Below are 21,294 nucleotides of genomic sequence, written 5' to 3' on the forward strand. Positions count from 1 at the left end.
TCCATGCAGTCTTTCCCCCTCTTTAGTAAATTGCAAATGCCAGGTACCATTTTGGGAAATTTGGCATTTTTCTGAAATTTAATTAATTCCATTATATAATGAATGAGCATTCAGTCAACTTTTTTCTTTCTAAAACTATTTAATTTTTCTGGACCTTAATTATATAATTCGACAATTTCGTGTATTACCCTTCTGCATTCTAAAAAAATGAGGACCCTCTCCCCGCTTTTTAATGGTTACTAACAGGGAATTAGAGCCAAACTAAATATAATCATTTAGGGGGGATTTTTTTGAAGATAATCACTACGATTGCCTCTATATTTTTATTGATCTTCTCTTGGTGCTGGGTTGATCTTAAGGTAGGGCATAAGCGTTATTTGAAGCACGCAGCCAACATAAAATATCCGCCTCGGAACAGCGACATGACTGTATTCACATCAGGGAAAATCCTGTTTGATGATTACATGAAGGAAGTAAAGCAAGCTAAGGACTCCATCCATATCCTTTTTTATATTGTAAAAAATGATAAATTCAGCAAGGACTTTTTGAAGTTACTGCAGTCAAAAGCGAAAGAGGGCGTGGAAGTGCGGCTTTTAGCCGATTGGGTAGGAAGTAAAGGGATGTCCCGCCAAGTCATTCAGGAACTAACTAAAAGCGGCGTTCATTTTTCTTTCAGCTTTAAACCGAAACTCCCCTTCCTTTTCTATACAATACAAAAAAGAAATCACCGTAAGATCACGGTGATAGATGGAAAAATCGGCTATCTTGGCGGCTTTAATATCGGTAAGGAGTATATAAACCAAGGGGAGAAGCTAAACCCGTGGAGAGATTACCATTTAAAAATGACCGGGGAAGGTGTAAAGGACCTTCAGGAAGTCTTCCTCTCGGATTGGTTCTATGATACAAACGAGGATTACAGAGGAACGCCTGCCTATTTCCCGACATTGACACCCGGGACGCAGGCACAGCAATTTGTCGTCACGAATGGCAGTGATCTTGAACAGTCACTTACACACATAATTCGGCAAGCCACTAAAAAAATCATTATCGGGACCCCATATTTCATTCCCAGTGAAACTTTATTTCAAGAATTAAGGGAAGCACTTGCACGCAATGTTTCCCTTACGATCATCGTACCTGAAATTTCAGACCATGCCCTTGTCAAGGAAGCTTCTTTTCCCTATTTCCGGGTACTAATAAAAGAAGGGGCTGAAATCATGCAATTTCAAAGAGGGTTCTACCATTCTAAAGTGATTCTGATTGATGATATAATGTGTGATATCGGTACGGCTAATTTTGATAAACGCAGTTGTTTTTTAAATAGTGAAATCAATTGCATCGTATTTGACCGGACATTCATAGAAGATGTAGAAAAGGAGTTGGCAGTGGACCTAGCCGAATCCAAGCCGCTAAACGGGGACGAGATTTCCAACATGAATGTAGTCCGTTCAGCAAAAGAATCGCTGGCTGCCATCCTTTCTCCTTTTCTTTGACATCCCGTTGCTCAAGGAGAAAAATATAATGAAAATAAGATTTGGATTCGTATCCAATGCCACCTGTTTATGGGAAGCTTCTCCGGCTAAGACACTTACTTACAAGCGATATAGCTCACTTGGCGCGGAAAAAGGAATGGAAAAACTCCTGGATGTGACAAGGCAGAACATTGAAAATACCTTAAGGGTCCTTCAATATAACACGGCACACCAAATAGAAATATACCGGATGTCCAGTTCCATTGTTCCTTTAGCCACACATCCCGAAATAGAATGGGATTTCGTTACACCTTTAAAAAAAGAGTGGAAACAGCTTGGCGATTGGGCCACTGCACACAAGATGAGGATCAGCTTTCATCCCAATCAGTTTACGCTGTTTACCAGCCCTAAGCCCGAGATTACACAAAATGCCGTAAAAGATATGGAGTTCCATTATAAAATGCATGATGCAATGGGCATTGCGGACACCTCTTTCATAAATATCCATGTCGGTGGGGCCTATGGTGATAAAGAGTCCGCCCTTGTAAGGGTTCATGACAACCTTAAATCGCTGCCTATGCACGTCAAGGAAAGAATGACTTTTGAGAATGATGATAAAACCTATACAGCATCTGAAACCCTGAGCGTATGTAAGAGGGAAGGCATCCCACTTGTATTCGATTACCACCATCATCTAGCAAACCTTTCAGATGAGCCGCTAAACGAGCTGCTCACCGATGTGTTCACCACTTGGAGGCAAGCAGGAGCGGTACCAAAGATTCATATTTCATCCCCAAAATCGGCAGGTGAATTTCGCTCGCATGCAGATTATATTGATTTGGACTTCATCATGCCCCTTTTTAAAGTGCTTAAGGATCTTGGACAGGACGTCGATTTCATGATCGAAGCCAAGATGAAGGATCGGGCAATGTTGCAGCTGATTGAAGATATAGCTAAGGTTCGTGGTGTAAAAAGGGTGAGCGGCGGTGCCGTCGAGTGCTAATTAACCTAAAAAAAAGCGGCTTGTTTCGTTAGAAACAGCCGCTTTTTCCATTACATTTTTTCCGGTGCCGAAACCCCGATTATAGCTAATGCATTCTTTAAAGTAATTTGGACGGATTTGACCAGTCCTAAACGCGCCTTACTTCTTTCCATCTTTTCAACATCCAAAACCTTATCTGCATTGTAGAAACTGTGGAATGTAGAAGCCAGGTCGAATATATAATTCGTCATGCGGTGAGGCATCCGTTTTTCGGCTGCTTCCGCAATTGCCTGCGGAAAATCTCCTAATTTCTTCAAAAGCTCCACTTCTTTTTCAGTAGCTAGGGCAGAGAAATCAGTGACGCCTTCATAGCTGATCCCTTGTTCCACACCTTGGCGTAAAATGCTGGAAATCCGGGCATGGGCATACTGTGCATAATAAACCGGGTTTTCATTGGACTGCGATACCGCAAGATCCAAATCGAAATCCATGTGAGTATCCGCACTTCTCATCGCAAAGAAATAACGGGTTGCATCCAGACCTACTTCATCAATAAGGTCACGCATCGTAACTGCTTTACCGGTACGCTTACTCATCTTCATTTTCTCGCCATCCTTGTACAGGTGAACAAGCTGGATGATTTCCACTTCAAGCTGCTCGCGTTTGTACCCTAATGCTTCGATCGCCGCTTTCATACGCGGTATATAGCCGTGGTGGTCTGCACCCCAGATATTGATCAGCGTTTCAAAGCCGCGCTCCAATTTATTACGGTGATAGGCAATATCCGGTGTCAGATATGTGTAAGACCCATCCTGCTTAATAAGCACCCGGTCTTTATCATCGCCTAGTTCCGTAGAGCGGAACCATGTAGCCCCATCTTCCTCGTAAACATGGCCCCTGTCCCTCAACACTTTGAGTGCCTCATCAATTTTACCGTCTTGATATAGAGATGTTTCGGAGTACCATACATCGAATCCGACACGGAAATTACCCAAGTCCGTTTTCAGTTTTTCCATTTCATATTTCAAGCCGTACTCACGGAAAAATTCAAAACGTTCCTTTTCATCGGCATTTACATATTTATCTCCATATTCACTGGCAAGCGTCTTACCGATGCCAATGATATCTTCGCCATGATAACCGCCCTCCGGCATATCCTTTTCGAGGCCAAGTGCCTGGAAATAGCGGGCTTCTATGGAAATGGCCAAATTATTAATTTGGTTTCCTGCGTCATTGATATAGTATTCACGTGAAACATCATAACCTGCTTTAGAGAGGATATTACATAACGTATCACCTACTGCTGCACCACGGGCATGCCCAAGGTGAAGATCACCGGTCGGGTTCGCTGAAACGAACTCCACTTGGATTTTTTCGCCTTTACCAAAGTCACTTTCCCCATATGCTTCATCCACTTTCAAAATGACAGGGACCAATTCTGTCAAATAGGAATTATTCATGTAGAAGTTGATGAAACCAGGTCCTGCAATCTCGATTTTTTCGATGGATGCTTTTGAGTTGTCAAAGTTTTCGATGATTGCCTCTGCTATCATCTTTGGCGCTTTCTTTGCAATCTTCGTTAATTGCATGGCCATATTCGTGGAATAATCTCCGTGTGTCTTATCTCTCGGCAGTTCCAATACAACATTTGGAATCTGCTCTTCCGTTGCTAAACCAGCTTTAATGACCGCCGCTTTAATCTCTTCTTTCAGTTTTTCCTGTACCTCTTTTACTATATTCATGCGCTATGCTTCCTCCTTGTAGGAAATCGTCATCTCATATTGACCGGGTTCGCTTCCCTGCATATGTAACATATATTTAAGGACAAGTTTCCCTTGTTTGGTCTGTTCATCCCATTGATGATGTATCTTCTTCGCGGTCGTCCGTAATCCTAACCTGCCATATATACTTTCATAATGTCCATTTGTCGCTTCCTGCAGGCGGAAAAGCTGTCTCATTTTAATGGCGCCATTTCTAAGCAGGATCGTTTCATCCGGTTTGTGCTTAATGGTCGTTTGTGTTTGACCGGCTTCATTTTCCTCTTTATATTGCAAATATAAATCTGCACCTTTATACATTTTTGTACCAAATGTCACCAGCTCATACGTTTCCGTTTCTGAGCCGTGCATGATTTTTGTCTGTAAAGTCACTTTAATAGCATGCTTATCTATATCATGAAGAGTCAAAGCTACACTTCCTTCATCATGTCGTTCTTAACTTTATAAGTATAAATATTCTTCAAGGAAGTTTCAACTTGGAGCGGAAAATAAAGTGTAAATCCAAAAGTGTGAGGATAAACTGTCGAAATCATGTTGTTGCAATTCATTTGATTTTAACGCAATAATGACTCATTGGGGCGGAATTATTCAAAAAGGGTCCTTCAGATGTAAAATTCTTTTCCTGAATGGATAAAAAAAGACCATTCCCGCTAAAAAACGGGAACAGTCAAGTCTTCCATCATTAACCTTTTTGAACCCAACCTAGAATCATTTCGCGAATCAGCTTGCTAGCCGTGTTCGCAGTTTGCTCGGATGGATCATAAATCGGTGCCACTTCTACTAAATCGCAGCCGACTACATTAATCTCAGACCGTGCTATCTCATGAATCGAAGCCAAAAGCTCTTTGGAAGTGATGCCTCCACAATCTACGGTGCCTGTCCCTGGCGCATGCGCAGGATCAAGAACATCGATGTCGATCGTCACATATACAGGACGACCAGCTAACTGCGGCAGTACTTCTTTCAGAGGTTCAAGAACTTCAAATTTAGAGATGTGCATGCCATTTTCTTTTGCCCATTGGAATTCTTCCTTCAGACCGGAACGAATGCCGAAAGAGTATACATTTTTCGGGCCGATAAGTTCTGCGGATTTACGGATGATGGACGCATGGGAAAGCGGCTCTCCCTCATAATCCTCACGTAAATCTGTATGGGCATCCATATGGATGATGGCCATATCGGGATACTTTTTGAACATGGCTTTAATGACTGGCCATGTGACAAGATGTTCCCCTCCCATACCCATTGGGAACTTGCCTGCATCCAACAAGCTGTCGACAAATTTTTCAATCATATCGATACTGCGCTGCGGATTGCCGAATGGTAATGGAATATCCCCGGCATCAAAGAATTTAACTTCCTCTAATTCACGATCTAAATATGGACTGTACTCTTCCAAACCAATCGAAACTTCACGAATCCGGGTAGGGCCGAATCGAGAACCCGGACGGAAACTTACCGTCCAGTCCATCGGCATGCCGTATAGTACAGCTTCTGATTCCTCAAAAACAGGGTGGCTTTTAATGAATACATTGCCTGAATAGGCTTCATCGAATTTCATGGTCCATGCCTCCCTTATTTCACTAAATCTTGAACGAATTTAGGCAGTACGAAAGCTGCTTTATGAAGTTCTTTTGTATAATATTTCGTTTCTATTTCATGGAAACGGTCTTCAGTCACTTCTAATGGATTATATTTTTTCGACCCGATCGTGAACGCCCAAAGGCCGCTTGGATACGTCGGGATATTCGCTAAATACAGGCTGGTGATCGGGAATATTTCTTTCACATCACGTTGTACATCGCGAATTAAGTCCGCTTTAAACCAAGGGTTGTCGGATTGTGCCACAAAAATTCCGTCTTCTTTCAAAGCTTTGGAAATCCCGGCATAAAAACCTTTTGTGAATAAATTGACAGCAGGTCCGACAGGTTCAGTCGAGTCAACCATGATCACGTCATATTCATTTTCACTTTTGGCGATGTGCATGAAGCCATCCCCAACTTGTACGTCTACACGCGGATCTTCAAGCATGCCTGCAATCTCAGGCAGGAATTTCTTTGAGTATTCGATAACTTTCCCATCGATATCCACCAATGTAGCTTTTTTTACACTTGGGTGTTTTAGGATTTCACGGATAACTCCTCCGTCCCCTCCACCTACAACCAAAACGTTCTCTGGATTAGGATGGGTAAATAAAGGAACATGGGCTACCATTTCATGGTAAACGAACTCATCGCGCTGTGAAGTCATTACCATGTCATCCAGCAATAGCATATTGCCCCACTCTTCCGTTTCAATCATATCAAGCTTTTGAAACTCAGTTTGCTCCGTATGTAAAGTACGATTCACTTTCATCGTAATACCAAAATTCTCTGTTTGTTTTTCAGTAAACCAAATGCTCATTTATTAACGCTCCTTTTCCATTTCATATTGTCAGTCACCTTATAGGTTCCCCAAAATCGGTATAGTCATTAGCTAGAAAAATTATAGACGAATCTAGCAGAATTGCAAGATAAATTTCATAAATGCAGTTCTTATGTTTAAAATTTTCTTTTTTTTCCATAATAGTAATAGATACTAGATTCTTACCTGATAAGAGAGGTGAAAGCAATGGAATTGATTCCAAGCGAACGATTTAAAAGGACAACTAAATATGTACGGGCCTTCATCATCCTTGCCGCAATCGGGCTCACGATACTCTTTGTATTGCTTCTCTCTTTACTGATTTATGCAAAAATATTAGGTCCTCCCCCCTTGGTCGTGCCGCAGTCCACTCTCTATTATAGTGATGATGGAAATGTGATCGGTGAAACAGATAATGGCCAGAAACGTTATTGGGCCGGAATGGAGTCGATTTCGCCACAGCTCATCAAAGCGACTGTCGCCGTTGAGGACCGTCAGTTTTACACTCATAACGGATTTGATATAAAGCGGATCGGCGGTGCCATCCTTGCTGATATTAAGGCAATGTCCAAAGTCCAGGGTGCAAGCACCATTACCCAGCAGTATGCCAGGAACCTGTTTCTTGGGCATGACAAAACGTGGTCGCGTAAGTTTAATGAGGCCTTTTATACGATACGTTTAGAAATGAACTACTCCAAAAAGGAAATTCTAGAAGGCTATTTAAATACGATTTACTATGGCCACGGCGCATATGGAGCCCAAGCTGCAAGTCAATATTACTTTGGCAAGGATGCCAAGGATTTGACTCTTCCTGAAGCGAGCATGCTGGCTGGAATACCAAAAGGGCCGTCAAACTATTCACCATTGGATAACTTTGAAAAAGCGAAATCAAGGCAGAAAGTTGTCCTGCAAGCCATGAAAAACAAAAACTACATTTCAGGAAAAAATATCGCGGAAGCGTTGCGAACATCCCTTACATTAAAGGGAGAGCACGGAACGGTCACTAATAAGACCGCTCCCTATTTCCAAGATGCCGTCAAACAAGCTTTAAAGTCTCAGCTTCATTTGGATGACCGGACGATCGAGCTCGGCGGGCTTAGGGTCTATACCACACTGGACGAAACCCAGCAGGATGCTGCCGAAGAGGTTCTTTCCAATACCATACCCAAGTCTTCAGGCATTCAAGCCTCGATCGTGGCAATGAATCCGGATACCGGGGAGGTCCGTGCGCTGGTCGGCGGTAAAGATTATTCCGAGTCACCATTCAATCGGGCTACACAGGCCGTTCGCCAGCCTGGTTCAACCATGAAGCCATTGCTATACTATTCAGCGCTGGAGAACGGTTTCACACCGTCCACCACCTTAAAAAGCGAGACAACTACATTTTCTTTCGATGATGGTCACTCATCTTACACACCGCATAATTACAACCATCAATATGCGGAAGGCGAAATCACGATGGCCCAGGCCATTGCTCTTTCCGATAATATCTTCGCCGTAAAAACGCACTTGTTCCTTGGGGAACAGACATTGGTCGATACGGCGCATCGTTTCGGAATCACGGCCAAGATGGATGCGGTTCCTTCCCTGGCACTCGGTACGTCAGGTGTAAGGGCGATTGAAATGGTGAACGCATATAGCATTCTGGCTAACGGCGGCAAAAAGGTTAAACCCGTGTTTATCAAAAAGGTTGAAAATCAAAAAGGTGAAGTGATTTTTGATGAAAATGAGAAACCGGAACAGATTTTGGATGAGGACAAGGCATTTGTCATGACCCAGATGCTTACAGGTGTTTTCGATGAAACCTTAAATGGCTATACGAAAGTGACCGGCAGCACCATCAGTTCCCAGCTGACTCGCCCATATGCCGGCAAATCAGGCTCCACCCCGACGGATAGCTGGATGATTGGTTACACACCGGGGCTTGTTGCAGGAGTATGGACTGGATATGATCAAGGTAAAAAGATCGAGATCCCTGCTGAAAAAGGCTATGCAAAGAAAATCTGGGCTTCCTATATGGAGAAGGGCCTGCAAGGGAAACCGGCAAAAGCGTTTAAGGAAACCAAAAACGTAATCGGGGTAAACGTGAATCCCGTAAGCGGAAAATTGGCCACAAAGGATTGTCCTGTCTCAAGATTGACTTATTATGTTAAAGGCACCGAGCCTGTCGAATACTGTGCCGAGCACTTTAAGGGTGAGAATCCGAAACATGCCCCAAAAGAAGAAGAACATAAAAAGGCCCCGTGGTACAAAAAAGTCCTAAAACCTTGGGGATAACGAAAAACCCCCGAAGCCGGCAGCGGCTTCGGGGGTTTTTCTGTCCTAGTTCCACAGTGACTAAACTGCTGTCTTTAAGTTTACTGATTTTATCGCTTTCCTACAAGTGCATTTTTCACTAAACTTAACATTTCATCCATTAAACGAGATTCAAACCGTCAATGACTCCTTCAGCTGATCTGAAGAGCGCTCCCACATTCCTGCATCATGATTTTTCAGGAAGTCTGCAAGCACACGCTTTGATTTATCGTCCATGTCCTCGACGATGATTTTTCGTTTCAGCGACTTATCCATCCTGTTGACATGTTCCGGAAGCGACTTGTAACCGCGTCTAATTGACCTGTCGACCTTCATTTCACATGCTGTTACACCTGCATAGTGCGGACCGTTTTGAGTTGCTTCAATGGTCACCCAAACAAGCCAGTAAGGTTTAGCATTCGGGACTTCCTCTTTAGTTTTTAAAAACTTGATCCCTTTTTCCACTGCACTTCTGGCATGCATCGCGCCGATATCGACCTCTGCTTCACCTGCATCCACATCAATGATGACCGGAGAAATATTATCGAGCGTTAACACCCCTGCTCCATATCCGCCATGACCTTCTGTAGGGTCGTTTTTTATAATATTGAAGCCTACCTTTTTCTTTGGTTGTTCTTCCATGTTTGTATCCCCCTTTATCGTTTGTCATTCCTTATTATTGGTTAAAAAAACAAAAGTGAAAAAAATTGACTCAGGATGCCTCCCACAAATTTAATACCGGTATCCATAATCGGTCTAATTGTATAATCGCTCAGCGGTGTGATGATCAAAATCAAAAAAATCAGGGAGCCATATTGTTCATACTGGGTCATTTTTGCCCGCAAGTCCGCTGAAACAAGATCCTGTACGATCCTATAACCATCGAGCGGCGGCAGCGGTATCAGATTAAATACAAATAAAAGGACATTTAAATTTATGAGTATATTTAAGAAGGGCTCGACGAAAAACGGTAAATCAGGTCCAACGCCTGCTGCAAGCAATCCGTAAAAAATTAAAAAACCCAAAATTGCAACAATCAAATTACTGAACGGACCGGCAAAAGAGACGAGCACTCCTGCCAATTTTGGATTCTTGAAATGAAAACGATTAACCGGTACAGGTCTAGCCCAACCAAATCCGGCTATTAATATCAGCAATGTTCCGATCGGATCCAAATGAGAAATCGGATTCAATGTGACTCTTCCTTCATTCTTTGCAGTCGGGTCACCGAACTTATAGGCCACATAAGCATGGGAAAATTCATGAACCGTAAATGCGATTAACAGTGACACAATGACATATGGAAGTTCTTCCAACCTATAAGCCAAAAACTGTTCTATTTGATCAAAGAATTCCATCGATAGCTTCTCCCCCATTGTTTATTACCGTTAGTATACATCAAAAGTCCAAGAAGTGAAAAAACTCTGACTTCCGTGTCTTGCAATTCTTTTTCCATTGTGAAACACTACAAGATAAGAGAGGAAGGGGGGAAAAGAGATGCCATATGTAACAGTCAAAATGCTTGAAGGCCGTACAGACGAACAAAAAAAGGCTTTAGTCGAAAAGGTGACTGCAGCCGTTACGGAAACAACTGGCGCACCAGCTGAAGCCGTGACGATTTTCATTGAAGAAATGTCAAAAAATCATTTAGCAGTAGCCGGTGTCCGTAAAAGCGATTTATAAGATTTACATAATGGGGAAAAGCTAAGCCATCAATTCGGCTTAGCTTTTGTTTTTAACTGCTCAATATATTCATATGCCTCATCAATTTCTTCAAGCGTATATTTTTGTTTGCTTTTCAGCGTGAAAATTTTCTCGGTGACTTCCTCTTTTTCAAGCGTGTCGAAGTATAACACCGTTGAAACCAGCTCCAAAAACCGGGCATTCTGTTCGTTCATATCCAGTAGGCATGCCTCGAGTGCCGGCATCTCCACTTCCTGAATGGATAGGAAATCCTGGCCGGCATCCGTTATCGAATAACAATATTGATAATAGCCTGCTTTTTTTTCCCTCACTTCATTCAAGTAACCCATCTCGCAGAGCTCTTCAATCCGTAAGGTCAACTCCTCCGAATACGGTCCATAAAAGTGAAACTGGAACTTTTCATGAAATGGGAAGGACAGCTTTTTTGCGATATAAACGATTTTTTGTAATTTTTTCCGACCCGAGATTTCACCTGCAGTAGAAATTGCATTGATTATGTTTGCATGATCCTTAAACAAGGCTCGTCACTCCTCACCAAAAATGTACCACTTTAATCCGATAGCTCTAAAAGCTTGCGAATCTGTTTTTTTATATTTTTCTTCGTAGATTCATCACGCAATAAATCCGCTGGATAATACAACTTATGATCCGTTCTTCTTTTCCCTGAAATTGCATCGACAATTTCGGATTCACGCGATAATTCACGAATTTCGCCATTATTTTTCAGCAAGTGAATCGGCAGTCTCTCCTCTTCCTCACCTGGCCGGTAAAAATCATACGGCAGATCTGAAGAAGAATCGACGACAAGATAATAATCCGGATCGATGCCTGCCTTCTTGAATAGCGTCCTTAATTCCATCAACCTGTTCATTTGACTGTTCGATGGATGGAATTCAACATATTTAAATAATTTACGGTTAACGAAGCGAGTGCATAAATCTTTTAAAATCGCATCGTTCTCCTCTTCCCATGCTTCGAAATAATAGAGCATCACCGCTTCATCCATTTTCAAGTAGTCATTTAAAGTCACTTCTCCCTTGAACAATGAATAAAAATGGTGCGGTTCTTGAGCAAACTCATAACCGGATTCATATAAATGTTTCGCCCTATGCAGAATCTTGGTAAGTATGACCTCCGCACTTCTCGTAACTGGATGGAAATAAACCTGCCAGTACATTTGGTAACGACTCATGATATAATCCTCAACCGCATGCATCCCGCTTTGCTTTATGACGGCATGTTCTTCCCTTGGCCTCATTACACGCAAAAGCCTTTCCATATCGAAATGTCCATAACTAACGCCAGTGAAGTAAGCATCACGCTGTAAATAATCCATTCTATCAGCATCGATCTGACTTGAAATCAAGCTGACTACTAATTTGCCTTTATAGGTTTTCGCTATGACTTCTGCCACTTTTTTAGGAAAATCACGTCCAACTCTAAGGAGGATCTTATTCACTTCCGTATCGCCGAGGATTATTTGCCGTGTGAATTGCTCATGATCCAGGTCAAACACTTTTTCAAAAGAATGAGAGAAAGGACCATGACCCAAATCATGCAGCAGTGCTGCGCACAAGGATAGTAGCCGTTCCTCGGGTTTCCATTCCGGTCTGCCCTCGAAAACATCATCCACGATTCTCCGGACAATCTCATATACTCCAAGCGAATGGCTAAGCCGGCTATGTTCCGCACCATGAAAGGTCAAATAAGTCGTCCCCAGCTGTTTGATCCTTCTAAGACGCTGGAATTCCTTCGTCCCTATTAAATCCCATATGACCCGGTCACGAACATGTATATATCGGTGCACCGGGTCCTTGAATACTTTTTCTTCTTGTAATTTTTCGCCGGAATATTCCATGAACTACCCTCTTTTTCATAATCTCGATGCACTCATTATAGCGTGTTTTGACAAAAAACCCTAACATCCACCTTGCTAGTAAGAGGGGTCCTTTTGTAAGAAAACGGAAGTTTCGGTCTGATTTTGTCTTGAAAATAAGAAAATAAAAAATCACCGCAGTGTGTTGAATCTGGGTGATGATTACTTGTTCCATTTATCATAAGCAAACAATCCACTCTACCTATATATCATGGATCCTACTTTAGTTTTTTATTGATTTTATCTAGTAACTCGTCTTCTGTCGGTGCAGCAACTGGACGGTTATTGACAAAGGCAAAAGACTTCTTTCTGCCAGGACCGCAATAGGATTGACAGCCCACTTCAATTTTCGCGTCGGGATCAAGCTTTTCAAGACGCGGGATCAATGTTTTAATGTTTACCGCCAAGCAGTCATCGCACACTCTGAATTCATTGGACATCCTCCGGTCACCATCCTTTCCATGACAAACTATTTTTCATCCATTTATATGACTAAAGGGTATTTTACCGCTTCTACTTATGAATATCAAGAGGGCTTGAACATGTGAAAAGGAAAGGGCAGCCGCTGTAAAAGGATGTAATTAATCAAAAAACTAGTATCCTTTTAACCTTTTTGTATAAAAAATCCAGATTTTGTCCAAAATGCTAGTAGAACACTCCATAAATCACTGCCACACGATATTTTATATAGTTATTTATTTTAAAAGTTACCAGAAAGGGAGTATGTAGAAATGAAGGTTCGTCAAGACGCCTGGACAGAAGAAGATGATTTGCTTTTGGCTGAAACGGTATTGCGCCATGTGCGGGAAGGCAGCACTCAGCTTAATGCTTTTGAAGAGGTAGGAGATAAGTTGAATCGCACCTCTGCAGCATGCGGATTCCGCTGGAATGCAGTTGTCCGCCATAATTATGATAAGGCGCTTTCCCTAGCCAAGAAACAGCGTAAGCAGCGGCAAAGGATCCTTGGAAAAGATCAAGGAGGGAAAAAACGGCTTCTTTATACACCGCCGTCCCCAACGATTTCCGACATAATGGTTCCCCATGTACAAGAAGAGGAACTAGAGTTGAAGTCCGAAGTCGATACTACCAATTATGAAGCAGCAGAGGAATTCGTCGTGGCTGAAGCCCTCGCTCCTATGACACAGCAAACACCAGTGACTTTGGAAACGGCCATGAGCCTTGATGCCGTCATCGCCTATTTGGAATCTATGAACGGCCGCATGCTTCAAGCTGAAGTATTAAAAACCGAAAATGAAAGATTGAAGCTTGAAATTAAAGGGCTGAAAAAGCGAAACGAAGATTTGGAGAATAAAATCAGCCACCTGGAACAAAACAGCGGCTTGATGCAGGAAGATTATGAAACTTTGATGAATATCATGAATCGAGCAAGAAAGCTGGTCTTGTTAGAGGAAGAGGAACGTCCGGCAACGAAGTTCAAGATGGACCGGAATGGCAATTTGGAAAAAATGGCCGAGTAATAAGATAATGTGGGGTTCAGTTATAATAGATCAACCACATGCCAAAGGCCGTTTCACCCATGTTTATCTTAAAAAAGGGAGCCGACAAGGCTCTTTTTTTCATTGTTTCAAGAAAGAATCAATAATATCTCCGCCTATCATACAGGCCTTTTAAAGTTTCAGTGAATGCTAAAGTCGTATTTAATGAAAAAGCCGTTCCTGAATTACCGGAACGGCTTCTTTCATATCAATCCTTTAATGCATCGAATACTTTATCATTGCGTTCCATCACTCTTGTCAAGTATGCCTCATACATCGGCCATTCCTGAACGGAAAGAGTGTCAGAGAATATCCTTTCGCTATGTTCCTTCAATACATGCAGGAATCTGAGCATAACGTCCTGAACACTCAATTGCACGCCCAACAATTCCGTTAGGGACGCCATTACCGAAGGGACGATATCGGGATAAGCGAATTTGGTTTCTTCATTTCCTTTAGCTGCATCATAAAAACCCTTCACGAGACTGGCACGTTCAGCCCCGCTTCCATTGACACACAAATAGATTTGCACCGCTACGCCATTGCGAATCCTGCGTTGGGATATACCGGCAAACTTTTGCCCATTTATACTTAAATCATAACTTCCAGGACAATAGGAACCGACGATTTCCCTTGCCTCCATCGTGACCGGGAAATCGGCAAACATCAATTGGACAAGCTCCCACATCGCATCATATCCACGATTGATTTCAATTTTCTGCTCGTTTTCAGGAAAAATGAGCGACAAATTAAGGACACCCTCATCCAGCACGACTGCCAGCCCTCCGGAATTCCTCACGATGGCCTGAAAACCATGTTCTTCTAAATGATCCAAACCCTTTTTAAGAAAAGGCAACTTCGTATCCTGTATACCCATGACGATGGTTCGATGATGTACCCACGCCCTGGCTACGGCCGCTGAATTACCTGCCCCTACAGAAGCACAAAATGTATCATCCATCGCAAAGGACTCCAGAGCTGGAAACTGAGGTCCAACGGAAGACTGATCAATAATCCTCCACTCTTGCTGCATTAATAATGAATCTGTTTCACTCATACGAATCTCCCTCTACATTTAATCCTCAAGCTGCCTATTGATACTGCGCCACAAATCCCTGTGCCGCTGTAATGACAGCCAGTTTATATACATCCTCTTCACTGCATCCCCTCGAAAGGTCATTCACCGGACGGTTCAGCCCCTGTAGGATCGGACCGACCGCTTCGAAGCCACCCAAGCGCTGTACCATCTTATAGCTAATGTTCCCTGCTTCGAGACTTGGGAAAATAAAAACATTCGCATCCCCCTGAATAAGGGAATCCGGCGCTTTTTTTCTTGCTACCGAAGGAACGAAAGCCGCGTCAAACTGAAATTCCCCATCAAGAATTACTTCAGGGTCCATTTCTTTTGCCAAATCGACAGCATCAGCCACTTTTAAGGTTTCGGGGGATGTTGCCGACCCCTTCGTCGAAAAGCTCAGCATTGCCACACGCGGTTCGATATCGAACATTAGTGCAGTCTTCGCACTTTCTATAGCAATTTCAGCCAGGTCTTGGGAATTGGGGTTTATATTGATCGCACAATCCGCGAACACATATTTTTCTTCATCCCGGACCATGATGAATACTCCCGATGTTTTTTGGACGCCTGGCTTTGTTTTTATGATCCTTAAGGCGGGACGAACCGTATCGGCAGTCGAATGCGTTGCACCACTCACCATTCCATGTGCCTGTTTCATATGGACGAGCATGGTTCCAAAGTAGTTCTCATCCATTAAGATTTCACGTGCTTGTACCTCGGTCGCTTTACCCTCACGGACCTTCACGAACGCTTCAACCATTTCGTCCATCATGATATAATTCTTCGGATCATATATTTCGATTGCATCAAGGGAGATTTTCATATCTTTTGCCTTCTCTTGAATCGACCCGATATCCCCGATCAATACCGGTGTCACCAGTTTAGCTTTGGCAAGCCTTGCTGCCGCTCCCAAAATCCGTTCATCCAGCCCTTCTGGAAAAACGATCTTTAAATTATGCCCCATAACTTTCGCTTCCAATATTTCAAATAAATCACCCATTGGCTCTTCCTCCTTTTTTAGATACGTTTTCCCTATTTCCTTCTATATTTAACCATCCGGTGAAAATCCATAGTCGTCTTCTTTTAAGAATACTCTAGCAGCCAGGTAATTTCCAGCCACTTTGGTCCCCTGCCAATCCGCAAATTTGAAAATTGTTTGAACACCGAAAAACAGTGATGGTGTTTGCGGGTTGATATAAATTTCCTTATACTGAAACTATGTTATATTAAAGTTATAATAAGACTTAGGAGTGATCGTAATGAGTGAAGCAGCACAAACACTGGACGGCTGGTATTGTTTACATGATTTCCGTCTGATCGACTGGGCTTCTTGGAAAACGTTATCAAGCGACGAACGCCAATTGGCCATCTCAGAATTCCAAGGTTTAGTGGATAAATGGAATATGACACAAAGCGACAATGAAGGCAGCCATGCCCTATATTCCATCGTTGGTCAGAAAGCGGACTTCATGCTTATGTTTGCCCGCCCAACCATGGAGGAATTGAATGCAATTGAAAACGAATTCAACAAAACGAAGCTTGCGGAATATACAGTTCCTGCTTATTCATACGTTTCCGTCGTGGAATTAAGCAATTACTTAGCTGGAGGAGATGGTGAGGACCCTTACCAGAACCCTCATGTCCGTTCAAGACTTTATCCGATACTTCCAAAAGCGAAACATGTGTGCTTCTATCCAATGGACAAGCGTCGTGATGGCGATGATAACTGGTATATGCTTTCCATGGAAGAGCGCAAAGGCTTAATGCGTTCCCACGGCTTGATTGGCCGCAGTTATGCCGGTAAAGTGAAACAAATCATTTCGGGTTCTGTCGGTTTTGACGATTATGAATGGGGCGTTACACTATTCGCAGATGATGTCCTTCAATTTAAAAAATTAATCTATGAAATGCGTTTTGATGAAGTGAGTGCACGTTACGCTGCATTTGGTTCTTTCTTTGTAGGCAATATCCTGCCGGAAGAAAACGTACCTTCATTCCTATACGTATAAGACGATGGGCTTCCGGTTTCCGGAAGCTTTTTTTGCGTCCCCTCCTTTTTATTTTTCCCAAGCTATGGAATAAATCCAATCCACATCCCATACATTTTCAATAGTGATGAATTTATTTTTTCACAGTCCCATTCAGCTTCAGGAAAATTGATCAAGGCAATTCCTGACTCCAGCGAGGTGAAGGAACGTTACTTCTATTCATTGGCCGCAAAAGGGTATGGTTTATATCATTAACGGCAGCCGTTATGTATCGCTTAACTTTCATTGTGGTTTTTTAAGCCACCCGGGGATTGTCCAGAAAACATATACAATACTACCGGTCGCTATAAATCTCACAGTTTCTCCCAGTCCACACTCTTGGATTGTCCAAATTCCACAGCATCAACTAAACCTTGAATTTAGGAGGGAATGCAATGTCACAAAATAATCCTTATGGTAACTACCCGTACGGGGGAAGCCCCTATTACCCCTATGAGAATAATGAGCCTGAACTAAGGCAGCAGAATCCTAACCCGCAACAAGGTTACCCACAGCAAGGATACCAACAACCATCATACCAGCCACAACAGCCCACTATGGCAGGCACGCCACAACCAGTGCCGATGCAGGTGAGTCCAGCCACTTCCGGACCACAGATACCCGGCATGCTTCCGGTCGAACAGTCGTACATCGAGAACATCTTGCGTTTGAATAAAGGGAAATTGGCCACTGTTTATACAACGTTTGAAAACAACAAGGAATGGAATGCCAAGATCTTCAAAGGAATCATCGAGGCTGCAGGACGCGATCACTTAATCATAAGCGATCCTCAAACGGGAAAACGATACTTAATCCCGATGGTATACTTAGATTATATATCGTTTGATGAAGAAATCGAATATGAATATCCATTTGGAGGCGCTGGGCTTACCACCTATTCGCCAAGGTGATTAAAATCCAATAAAGAAGAGCCTCAGAATCTATTTGATTTTGAGGCTCTTCTTATATTGGAATGACTTTTTTCTTTACAAGTATTTATATGCAGCAATGATCATTAAGACCCAAGCAACCAAGAATGAAACCCCGCCAAGCGGTGTGATGGCACCAAGGACTTTGATTTGCGTAACGCTTAGAACGAATAGGCTTCCGGAAAACAGGATAATTCCTATTAGCATAAGCCAGCCGGACCAGTTGATCAGCGGACTTGAAATCTTCCCAGCCAATATTCCAATTACCAATAAACCCACCGCATGGAACATTTGATATTGAACAGCGGTTTGCCAGGTTTCTAAATATTTATCAGGAATTTTCCCTTCCAGTCCGTGTGCACCGAATGCACCTAGTGCCACAGCAATAAACCCATTCAATGCACCTAAAATGATGAACAGTTTCAATTATTTCGCTCCCCTTCCCTAATTTAAAAATCGAACAAGGACTCCCCATTGGCCTCATCCATTTTAACCGGTTCTACATTCGGTGTAGCCGACATAACGGGCTGGGTCAATGTGATTGGCTTCGGTATGCTGATGTTCGCTGCTTTTTCATCCACCATTACTTCACAAAGGGACTTAATGGCGATTACATACCCCTGCACCTTATCCTCTGAATTTGCCTGTTTCGCTTTTAAAACAAGCTCTTCAATTTTATCCAACATTTGTCTTGATGAAATATCCAACTTTACCACCTCGTCTATATACAGGTCAAAACTATCATAACTAGCATAGCAAAAATCAGAGAAGAAAACACCTTGCATATTTCCTACCTCTTAATTGGCTTGGCCTGAAATTTCATGCATGGCTGTCCTGAAGAATGAAAGACATCAAGAGAAGGCTGGTTTGATGTTTTAAATTGAAAAGCACGGCAGCCCTTTGGAAAACTGGGATCCCAAGTTATATAGAAATGACGGCACGCCATACAATTCACCCGTTTCGTTTTCTTGCCCATATCATCGGTTCGAGATTTTCCAATCAATTGGGGATTCCCCCATTTCCATCAGCAATTGATTTGTTGTGGAAAAAGGTTTGGTGCCAAAGAAACCACGGGAAGCCGACAGCGGACTTGGATGTACGGACTTAATGATTTTATGACGGGTCTCATCAATCAAAGGGATTTTGGTTTGTGCAGGTTTCCCCCACAGGATGAATACAACAGGTTTCGGACGGTCATTCAATAGGCGAATAACTTGATTCGTAAAGATTTCCCATCCTTTTCCGCGGTGTGAGTTTGCCTCTCCCTCACGAACAGTCATGACGGTATTCAATAGAAGCACTCCCTGTTTTGCCCATTCGACTAGGTAACCATTATTCGGAACCTCATAGCCTAGATCGGTGTGTAACTCTTTAAAAATATTTCTTAAAGAAGGTGGGATGCGAACCTCCGGCTTAACTGAAAAACTAAGGCCATGCGCTTGACCAGGGCCATGGTAAGGGTCCTGTCCAAGGATGACAACCTTTACTTCTTCATAAGGAGTATAGTGAAGTGCATTGAAAATATCGTCCTGATCGGGATGAACGACTTGCTGACTGTACTCTTGCTTTATGAATTCCCTTAGCTCCTGGTAATATTCTTTTTTGAATTCCTCTTTCAATAGAGGCCACCAATCATTTGTTAATAACTGCTTTGCCATCTGCCACAGCACCTCTCCACTTTTTGAAACTACATTATATCAAACTACATCGCCTTGTCTTTTTCCATAGATTACGATTTATGTTTCTATATACCCCAAAAGTGGGAAAGTAGAAAGTTAGCAAGCAATTTAACCATGTTGGAGGATTCCCTATGAAAAAATGGTACAAAAGAAAACGATTTTATCTGCTTGTCAGCATTTTGATCGTCATTGCACTCGTAATCGTCTATAACAGCTACAAGCCTCTCCCCGATGGTATTTCCTATGAAGGAAAGGTTCACCATGTCAAGGATATCGATTTCATCTATGACCTTTCCTATCACGATGAACAAGGGGATATGCAACATGAGCAGCGAATTTTCCGAACCATAAATCAAGCCATAGAAGAGGCTGATTCTTATATCGTAATCGACATGTTTTTGTTTAATGCTTTTTATGATGAAAAGATAAACTTCCCGAAGCTAACCGAGACTCTGAAGGATAATCTGGTTGAACAAAAGAAAAAGAAACCTGGCCTCCAGGTTATTTTCATTACTGATGAAGTGAATACTTCCTATAATGCCTACCAGCTAGAGGCATTGGAAACGATGAAGAAAAATGGCATTGATGTCATTGTTACCAACTTAGACCGCCTCCGGGATCCTAATCCTCTCTATTCAGGTGTATATCGGACCTTTTTCCAATGGTTCGGTGAAAGCGGGAAAGGCTGGATTGTGAATCCAATGGCAAAAAGCGCTCCAAAGGTCACCTTGCGTTCTTATCTTAGACTGATGAATATCAAAGCCAATCACAGAAAAGTGGTCGCTACTGAAAAAACGGCCATCATCTCATCTGCCAATCCTCATGACGCAAGTGGATTCCATTCCAATATTGCGTTCCAGATGGATGGGAATATCATCGGAGATTTTGTTAAAGCCGAAGAAGCCGCTTCGAAATTCTCGGGAGGACCGAAGTCATTTCCTGAGTTCAAAGGGACATCAGCAGATAAAGGACCTATATCCGTACAATTGCTAACGGAAGGAAAAATTAATAAACATGTCCTTAAGTCAATAAGGGATACAGAAAAAGGGGACAAGATCCATCTTGCCATGTTTTACATTGCAGATCGCGAGGTTGTCGAGTCGCTAACGGATGCAGCTAAACGCGGTGTGAAGATTCAAATGATATTGGATCCGAATCAAAACGCGTTCGGAAGTGAAAAAATCGGACTTCCTAATCTTCCAGTTGCCGCTGAATTCGATAAACTGGGGGATGATAACATCTCGATCCGCTGGTATAAAACAGAAAAAGAACAGTTCCATACAAAGCTGATGATGATCAAAAAGCCTAAAGAAACGATTGTTCTTGGTGGATCGGCTAATTACACTTCACGCAATCTAGATGACTATAATCTTGAAGCTAATATTGAAATCCATGCTCCAAATGATGCGGACGTTTCTAATGATGTAGAAAACTATTTTCAAAGACTTTGGACAAATCAAGATGGAACATACACTGTAGATTATAGTGAATATCAAAAGAAACTACCTGTTTTCAAATATTTGACCTATCGCATTCAAAAGGTGTTCCGCTTCACCACTTACTAAATTATTTCGG

22 protein-coding genes are annotated in these 21,294 nt (G+C 42.5%); 8 read left to right on the plus strand and 14 right to left on the minus strand.

Features of this window, described 5'->3' with window-relative positions; all coding sequences use genetic code 11:
* Nucleotides 1–290 precede the first annotated feature (290 nt).
* Both cls and uvsE read left to right on the plus strand, forming a co-directional pair.
* On the plus strand, nucleotides 291–1,493 hold the full coding sequence (cls, locus tag MKY17_RS27300) for a cardiolipin synthase (protein ID WP_286176923.1): 1,203 nt from the start codon (nucleotides 291–293) through the stop codon (nucleotides 1,491–1,493).
* 28 nt (nucleotides 1,494–1,521) lie between these two features.
* A complete protein-coding gene (uvsE, locus tag MKY17_RS27305; protein ID WP_098370213.1) occupies nucleotides 1,522–2,475 on the plus strand; it encodes a UV DNA damage repair endonuclease UvsE in 954 nt (317 codons plus the stop codon).
* Nucleotides 2,476–2,525: 50 nt separating this feature from the next.
* Here the strand turns inward: uvsE and argS are convergent, their stop codons facing one another.
* From argS to speE, 4 genes are all read right to left on the minus strand, one after another.
* On the minus strand, nucleotides 2,526–4,196 hold the full coding sequence (argS, locus tag MKY17_RS27310; protein ID WP_098370214.1) for an arginine--tRNA ligase: 1,671 nt from the start codon (nucleotides 4,194–4,196) through the stop codon (nucleotides 2,526–2,528).
* A 3-nt stretch (nucleotides 4,197–4,199) separates the two neighbouring features.
* Entirely contained in the window at nucleotides 4,200–4,640 is a 441-nt protein-coding gene (locus MKY17_RS27315) for a DUF1934 domain-containing protein (protein ID WP_098370215.1), read from the minus strand.
* A gap of 274 nt (nucleotides 4,641–4,914) precedes the next feature.
* The gene (gene speB / locus MKY17_RS27320; protein ID WP_034315888.1) at nucleotides 4,915–5,793 is read right to left on the minus strand and encodes an agmatinase; all 879 of its coding nucleotides are present in this window, start codon (nucleotides 5,791–5,793) and stop codon (nucleotides 4,915–4,917) included.
* Nucleotides 5,794–5,807: 14 nt separating this feature from the next.
* Nucleotides 5,808–6,635: a spermidine synthase gene (speE, locus tag MKY17_RS27325; RefSeq protein WP_053348438.1), complete on the minus strand. Its 828-nt coding sequence runs from the start codon at nucleotides 6,633–6,635 to the stop codon at nucleotides 5,808–5,810.
* A gap of 207 nt (nucleotides 6,636–6,842) precedes the next feature.
* On the opposite strand from speE, the gene MKY17_RS27330 reads away from it, so the two are divergent.
* Complete coding sequence (locus tag MKY17_RS27330; protein ID WP_098370216.1) at nucleotides 6,843–8,912, plus strand: PBP1A family penicillin-binding protein; 2,070 nt, start codon at nucleotides 6,843–6,845, stop codon at nucleotides 8,910–8,912.
* Between the two features lie 150 nt (nucleotides 8,913–9,062).
* Here the strand turns inward: MKY17_RS27330 and MKY17_RS27335 are convergent, their stop codons facing one another.
* Both MKY17_RS27335 and MKY17_RS27340 read right to left on the minus strand, forming a co-directional pair.
* Nucleotides 9,063–9,572 (minus strand): YwhD family protein, encoded by a 510-nt coding sequence (locus MKY17_RS27335; protein WP_098370217.1) that lies wholly within the window; start codon nucleotides 9,570–9,572, stop codon nucleotides 9,063–9,065.
* Between the two features lie 41 nt (nucleotides 9,573–9,613).
* Nucleotides 9,614–10,270, minus strand: coding sequence for a site-2 protease family protein (locus tag MKY17_RS27340; RefSeq protein WP_098370339.1), 657 nt, complete (start codon nucleotides 10,268–10,270; stop codon nucleotides 9,614–9,616).
* Between the two features lie 157 nt (nucleotides 10,271–10,427).
* On the opposite strand from MKY17_RS27340, the gene MKY17_RS27345 reads away from it, so the two are divergent.
* A complete protein-coding gene (locus MKY17_RS27345; protein WP_034315897.1) occupies nucleotides 10,428–10,613 on the plus strand; it encodes a 2-hydroxymuconate tautomerase in 186 nt (61 codons plus the stop codon).
* 29 nt (nucleotides 10,614–10,642) lie between these two features.
* On the opposite strand, the gene MKY17_RS27350 is transcribed toward MKY17_RS27345, so the two are convergent.
* The 3 genes from MKY17_RS27350 to MKY17_RS27360 form a co-directional block, all read right to left on the minus strand.
* Complete coding sequence (locus tag MKY17_RS27350) at nucleotides 10,643–11,152, minus strand: hypothetical protein (RefSeq protein ID WP_076368383.1); 510 nt, start codon at nucleotides 11,150–11,152, stop codon at nucleotides 10,643–10,645.
* 32 nt (nucleotides 11,153–11,184) lie between these two features.
* The gene (locus tag MKY17_RS27355; protein ID WP_098370218.1) at nucleotides 11,185–12,492 is read right to left on the minus strand and encodes an HD domain-containing protein; all 1,308 of its coding nucleotides are present in this window, start codon (nucleotides 12,490–12,492) and stop codon (nucleotides 11,185–11,187) included.
* Between the two features lie 236 nt (nucleotides 12,493–12,728).
* Nucleotides 12,729–12,950, minus strand: a complete 222-nt coding sequence (locus tag MKY17_RS27360; RefSeq protein ID WP_048683566.1) for a DUF1450 domain-containing protein — start codon at nucleotides 12,948–12,950, stop codon at nucleotides 12,729–12,731.
* A gap of 291 nt (nucleotides 12,951–13,241) precedes the next feature.
* On the opposite strand from MKY17_RS27360, the gene MKY17_RS27365 reads away from it, so the two are divergent.
* Entirely contained in the window at nucleotides 13,242–13,988 is a 747-nt protein-coding gene (locus MKY17_RS27365) for an RsfA family transcriptional regulator (protein WP_098370219.1), read from the plus strand.
* A gap of 226 nt (nucleotides 13,989–14,214) precedes the next feature.
* Here the strand turns inward: MKY17_RS27365 and MKY17_RS27370 are convergent, their stop codons facing one another.
* The gene (locus MKY17_RS27370) at nucleotides 14,215–15,063 is read right to left on the minus strand and encodes a lipoate--protein ligase family protein (RefSeq protein ID WP_098370220.1); all 849 of its coding nucleotides are present in this window, start codon (nucleotides 15,061–15,063) and stop codon (nucleotides 14,215–14,217) included.
* 34 nt (nucleotides 15,064–15,097) lie between these two features.
* Entirely contained in the window at nucleotides 15,098–16,084 is a 987-nt protein-coding gene (pta, locus tag MKY17_RS27375) for a phosphate acetyltransferase (protein ID WP_098370221.1), read from the minus strand.
* Between the two features lie 259 nt (nucleotides 16,085–16,343).
* Here pta and hemQ point away from each other — a divergent pair, with 259 nt between their 5' ends.
* Together hemQ and gerQ are read left to right on the plus strand one after the other, a co-directional pair.
* The gene (hemQ, locus tag MKY17_RS27380; RefSeq protein ID WP_098370222.1) at nucleotides 16,344–17,093 is read left to right on the plus strand and encodes a hydrogen peroxide-dependent heme synthase; all 750 of its coding nucleotides are present in this window, start codon (nucleotides 16,344–16,346) and stop codon (nucleotides 17,091–17,093) included.
* Between the two features lie 413 nt (nucleotides 17,094–17,506).
* On the plus strand, nucleotides 17,507–18,022 hold the full coding sequence (gerQ, locus tag MKY17_RS27385) for a spore coat protein GerQ (RefSeq protein ID WP_179890998.1): 516 nt from the start codon (nucleotides 17,507–17,509) through the stop codon (nucleotides 18,020–18,022).
* Between the two features lie 75 nt (nucleotides 18,023–18,097).
* On the opposite strand, the gene MKY17_RS27390 is transcribed toward gerQ, so the two are convergent.
* The 3 genes from MKY17_RS27390 to MKY17_RS27400 all read right to left on the minus strand — a co-directional run bounded on the left by MKY17_RS27390 (nucleotide 18,098) and on the right by MKY17_RS27400 (nucleotide 19,698).
* The gene (locus MKY17_RS27390) at nucleotides 18,098–18,466 is read right to left on the minus strand and encodes a DUF423 domain-containing protein (RefSeq protein WP_098370223.1); all 369 of its coding nucleotides are present in this window, start codon (nucleotides 18,464–18,466) and stop codon (nucleotides 18,098–18,100) included.
* 23 nt (nucleotides 18,467–18,489) lie between these two features.
* Complete coding sequence (locus MKY17_RS27395) at nucleotides 18,490–18,825, minus strand: YwdI family protein (RefSeq protein ID WP_063234197.1); 336 nt, start codon at nucleotides 18,823–18,825, stop codon at nucleotides 18,490–18,492.
* Nucleotides 18,826–19,017: 192 nt separating this feature from the next.
* Nucleotides 19,018–19,698: a uracil-DNA glycosylase gene (locus tag MKY17_RS27400; protein ID WP_098370224.1), complete on the minus strand. Its 681-nt coding sequence runs from the start codon at nucleotides 19,696–19,698 to the stop codon at nucleotides 19,018–19,020.
* Nucleotides 19,699–19,850: 152 nt separating this feature from the next.
* On the opposite strand from MKY17_RS27400, the gene MKY17_RS27405 reads away from it, so the two are divergent.
* On the plus strand, nucleotides 19,851–21,284 hold the full coding sequence (locus MKY17_RS27405) for a phospholipase D family protein (RefSeq protein WP_098370225.1): 1,434 nt from the start codon (nucleotides 19,851–19,853) through the stop codon (nucleotides 21,282–21,284).
* The last annotated feature ends 10 nt before the right edge of the window (nucleotides 21,285–21,294 follow it).

The sequence above is a fragment of the Peribacillus sp. FSL P2-0133 genome (assembly GCF_037975445.1).
In the GTDB taxonomy this organism is placed as follows: Bacteria; Bacillota; Bacilli; order Bacillales; family DSM-1321; genus Peribacillus; species Peribacillus simplex_E.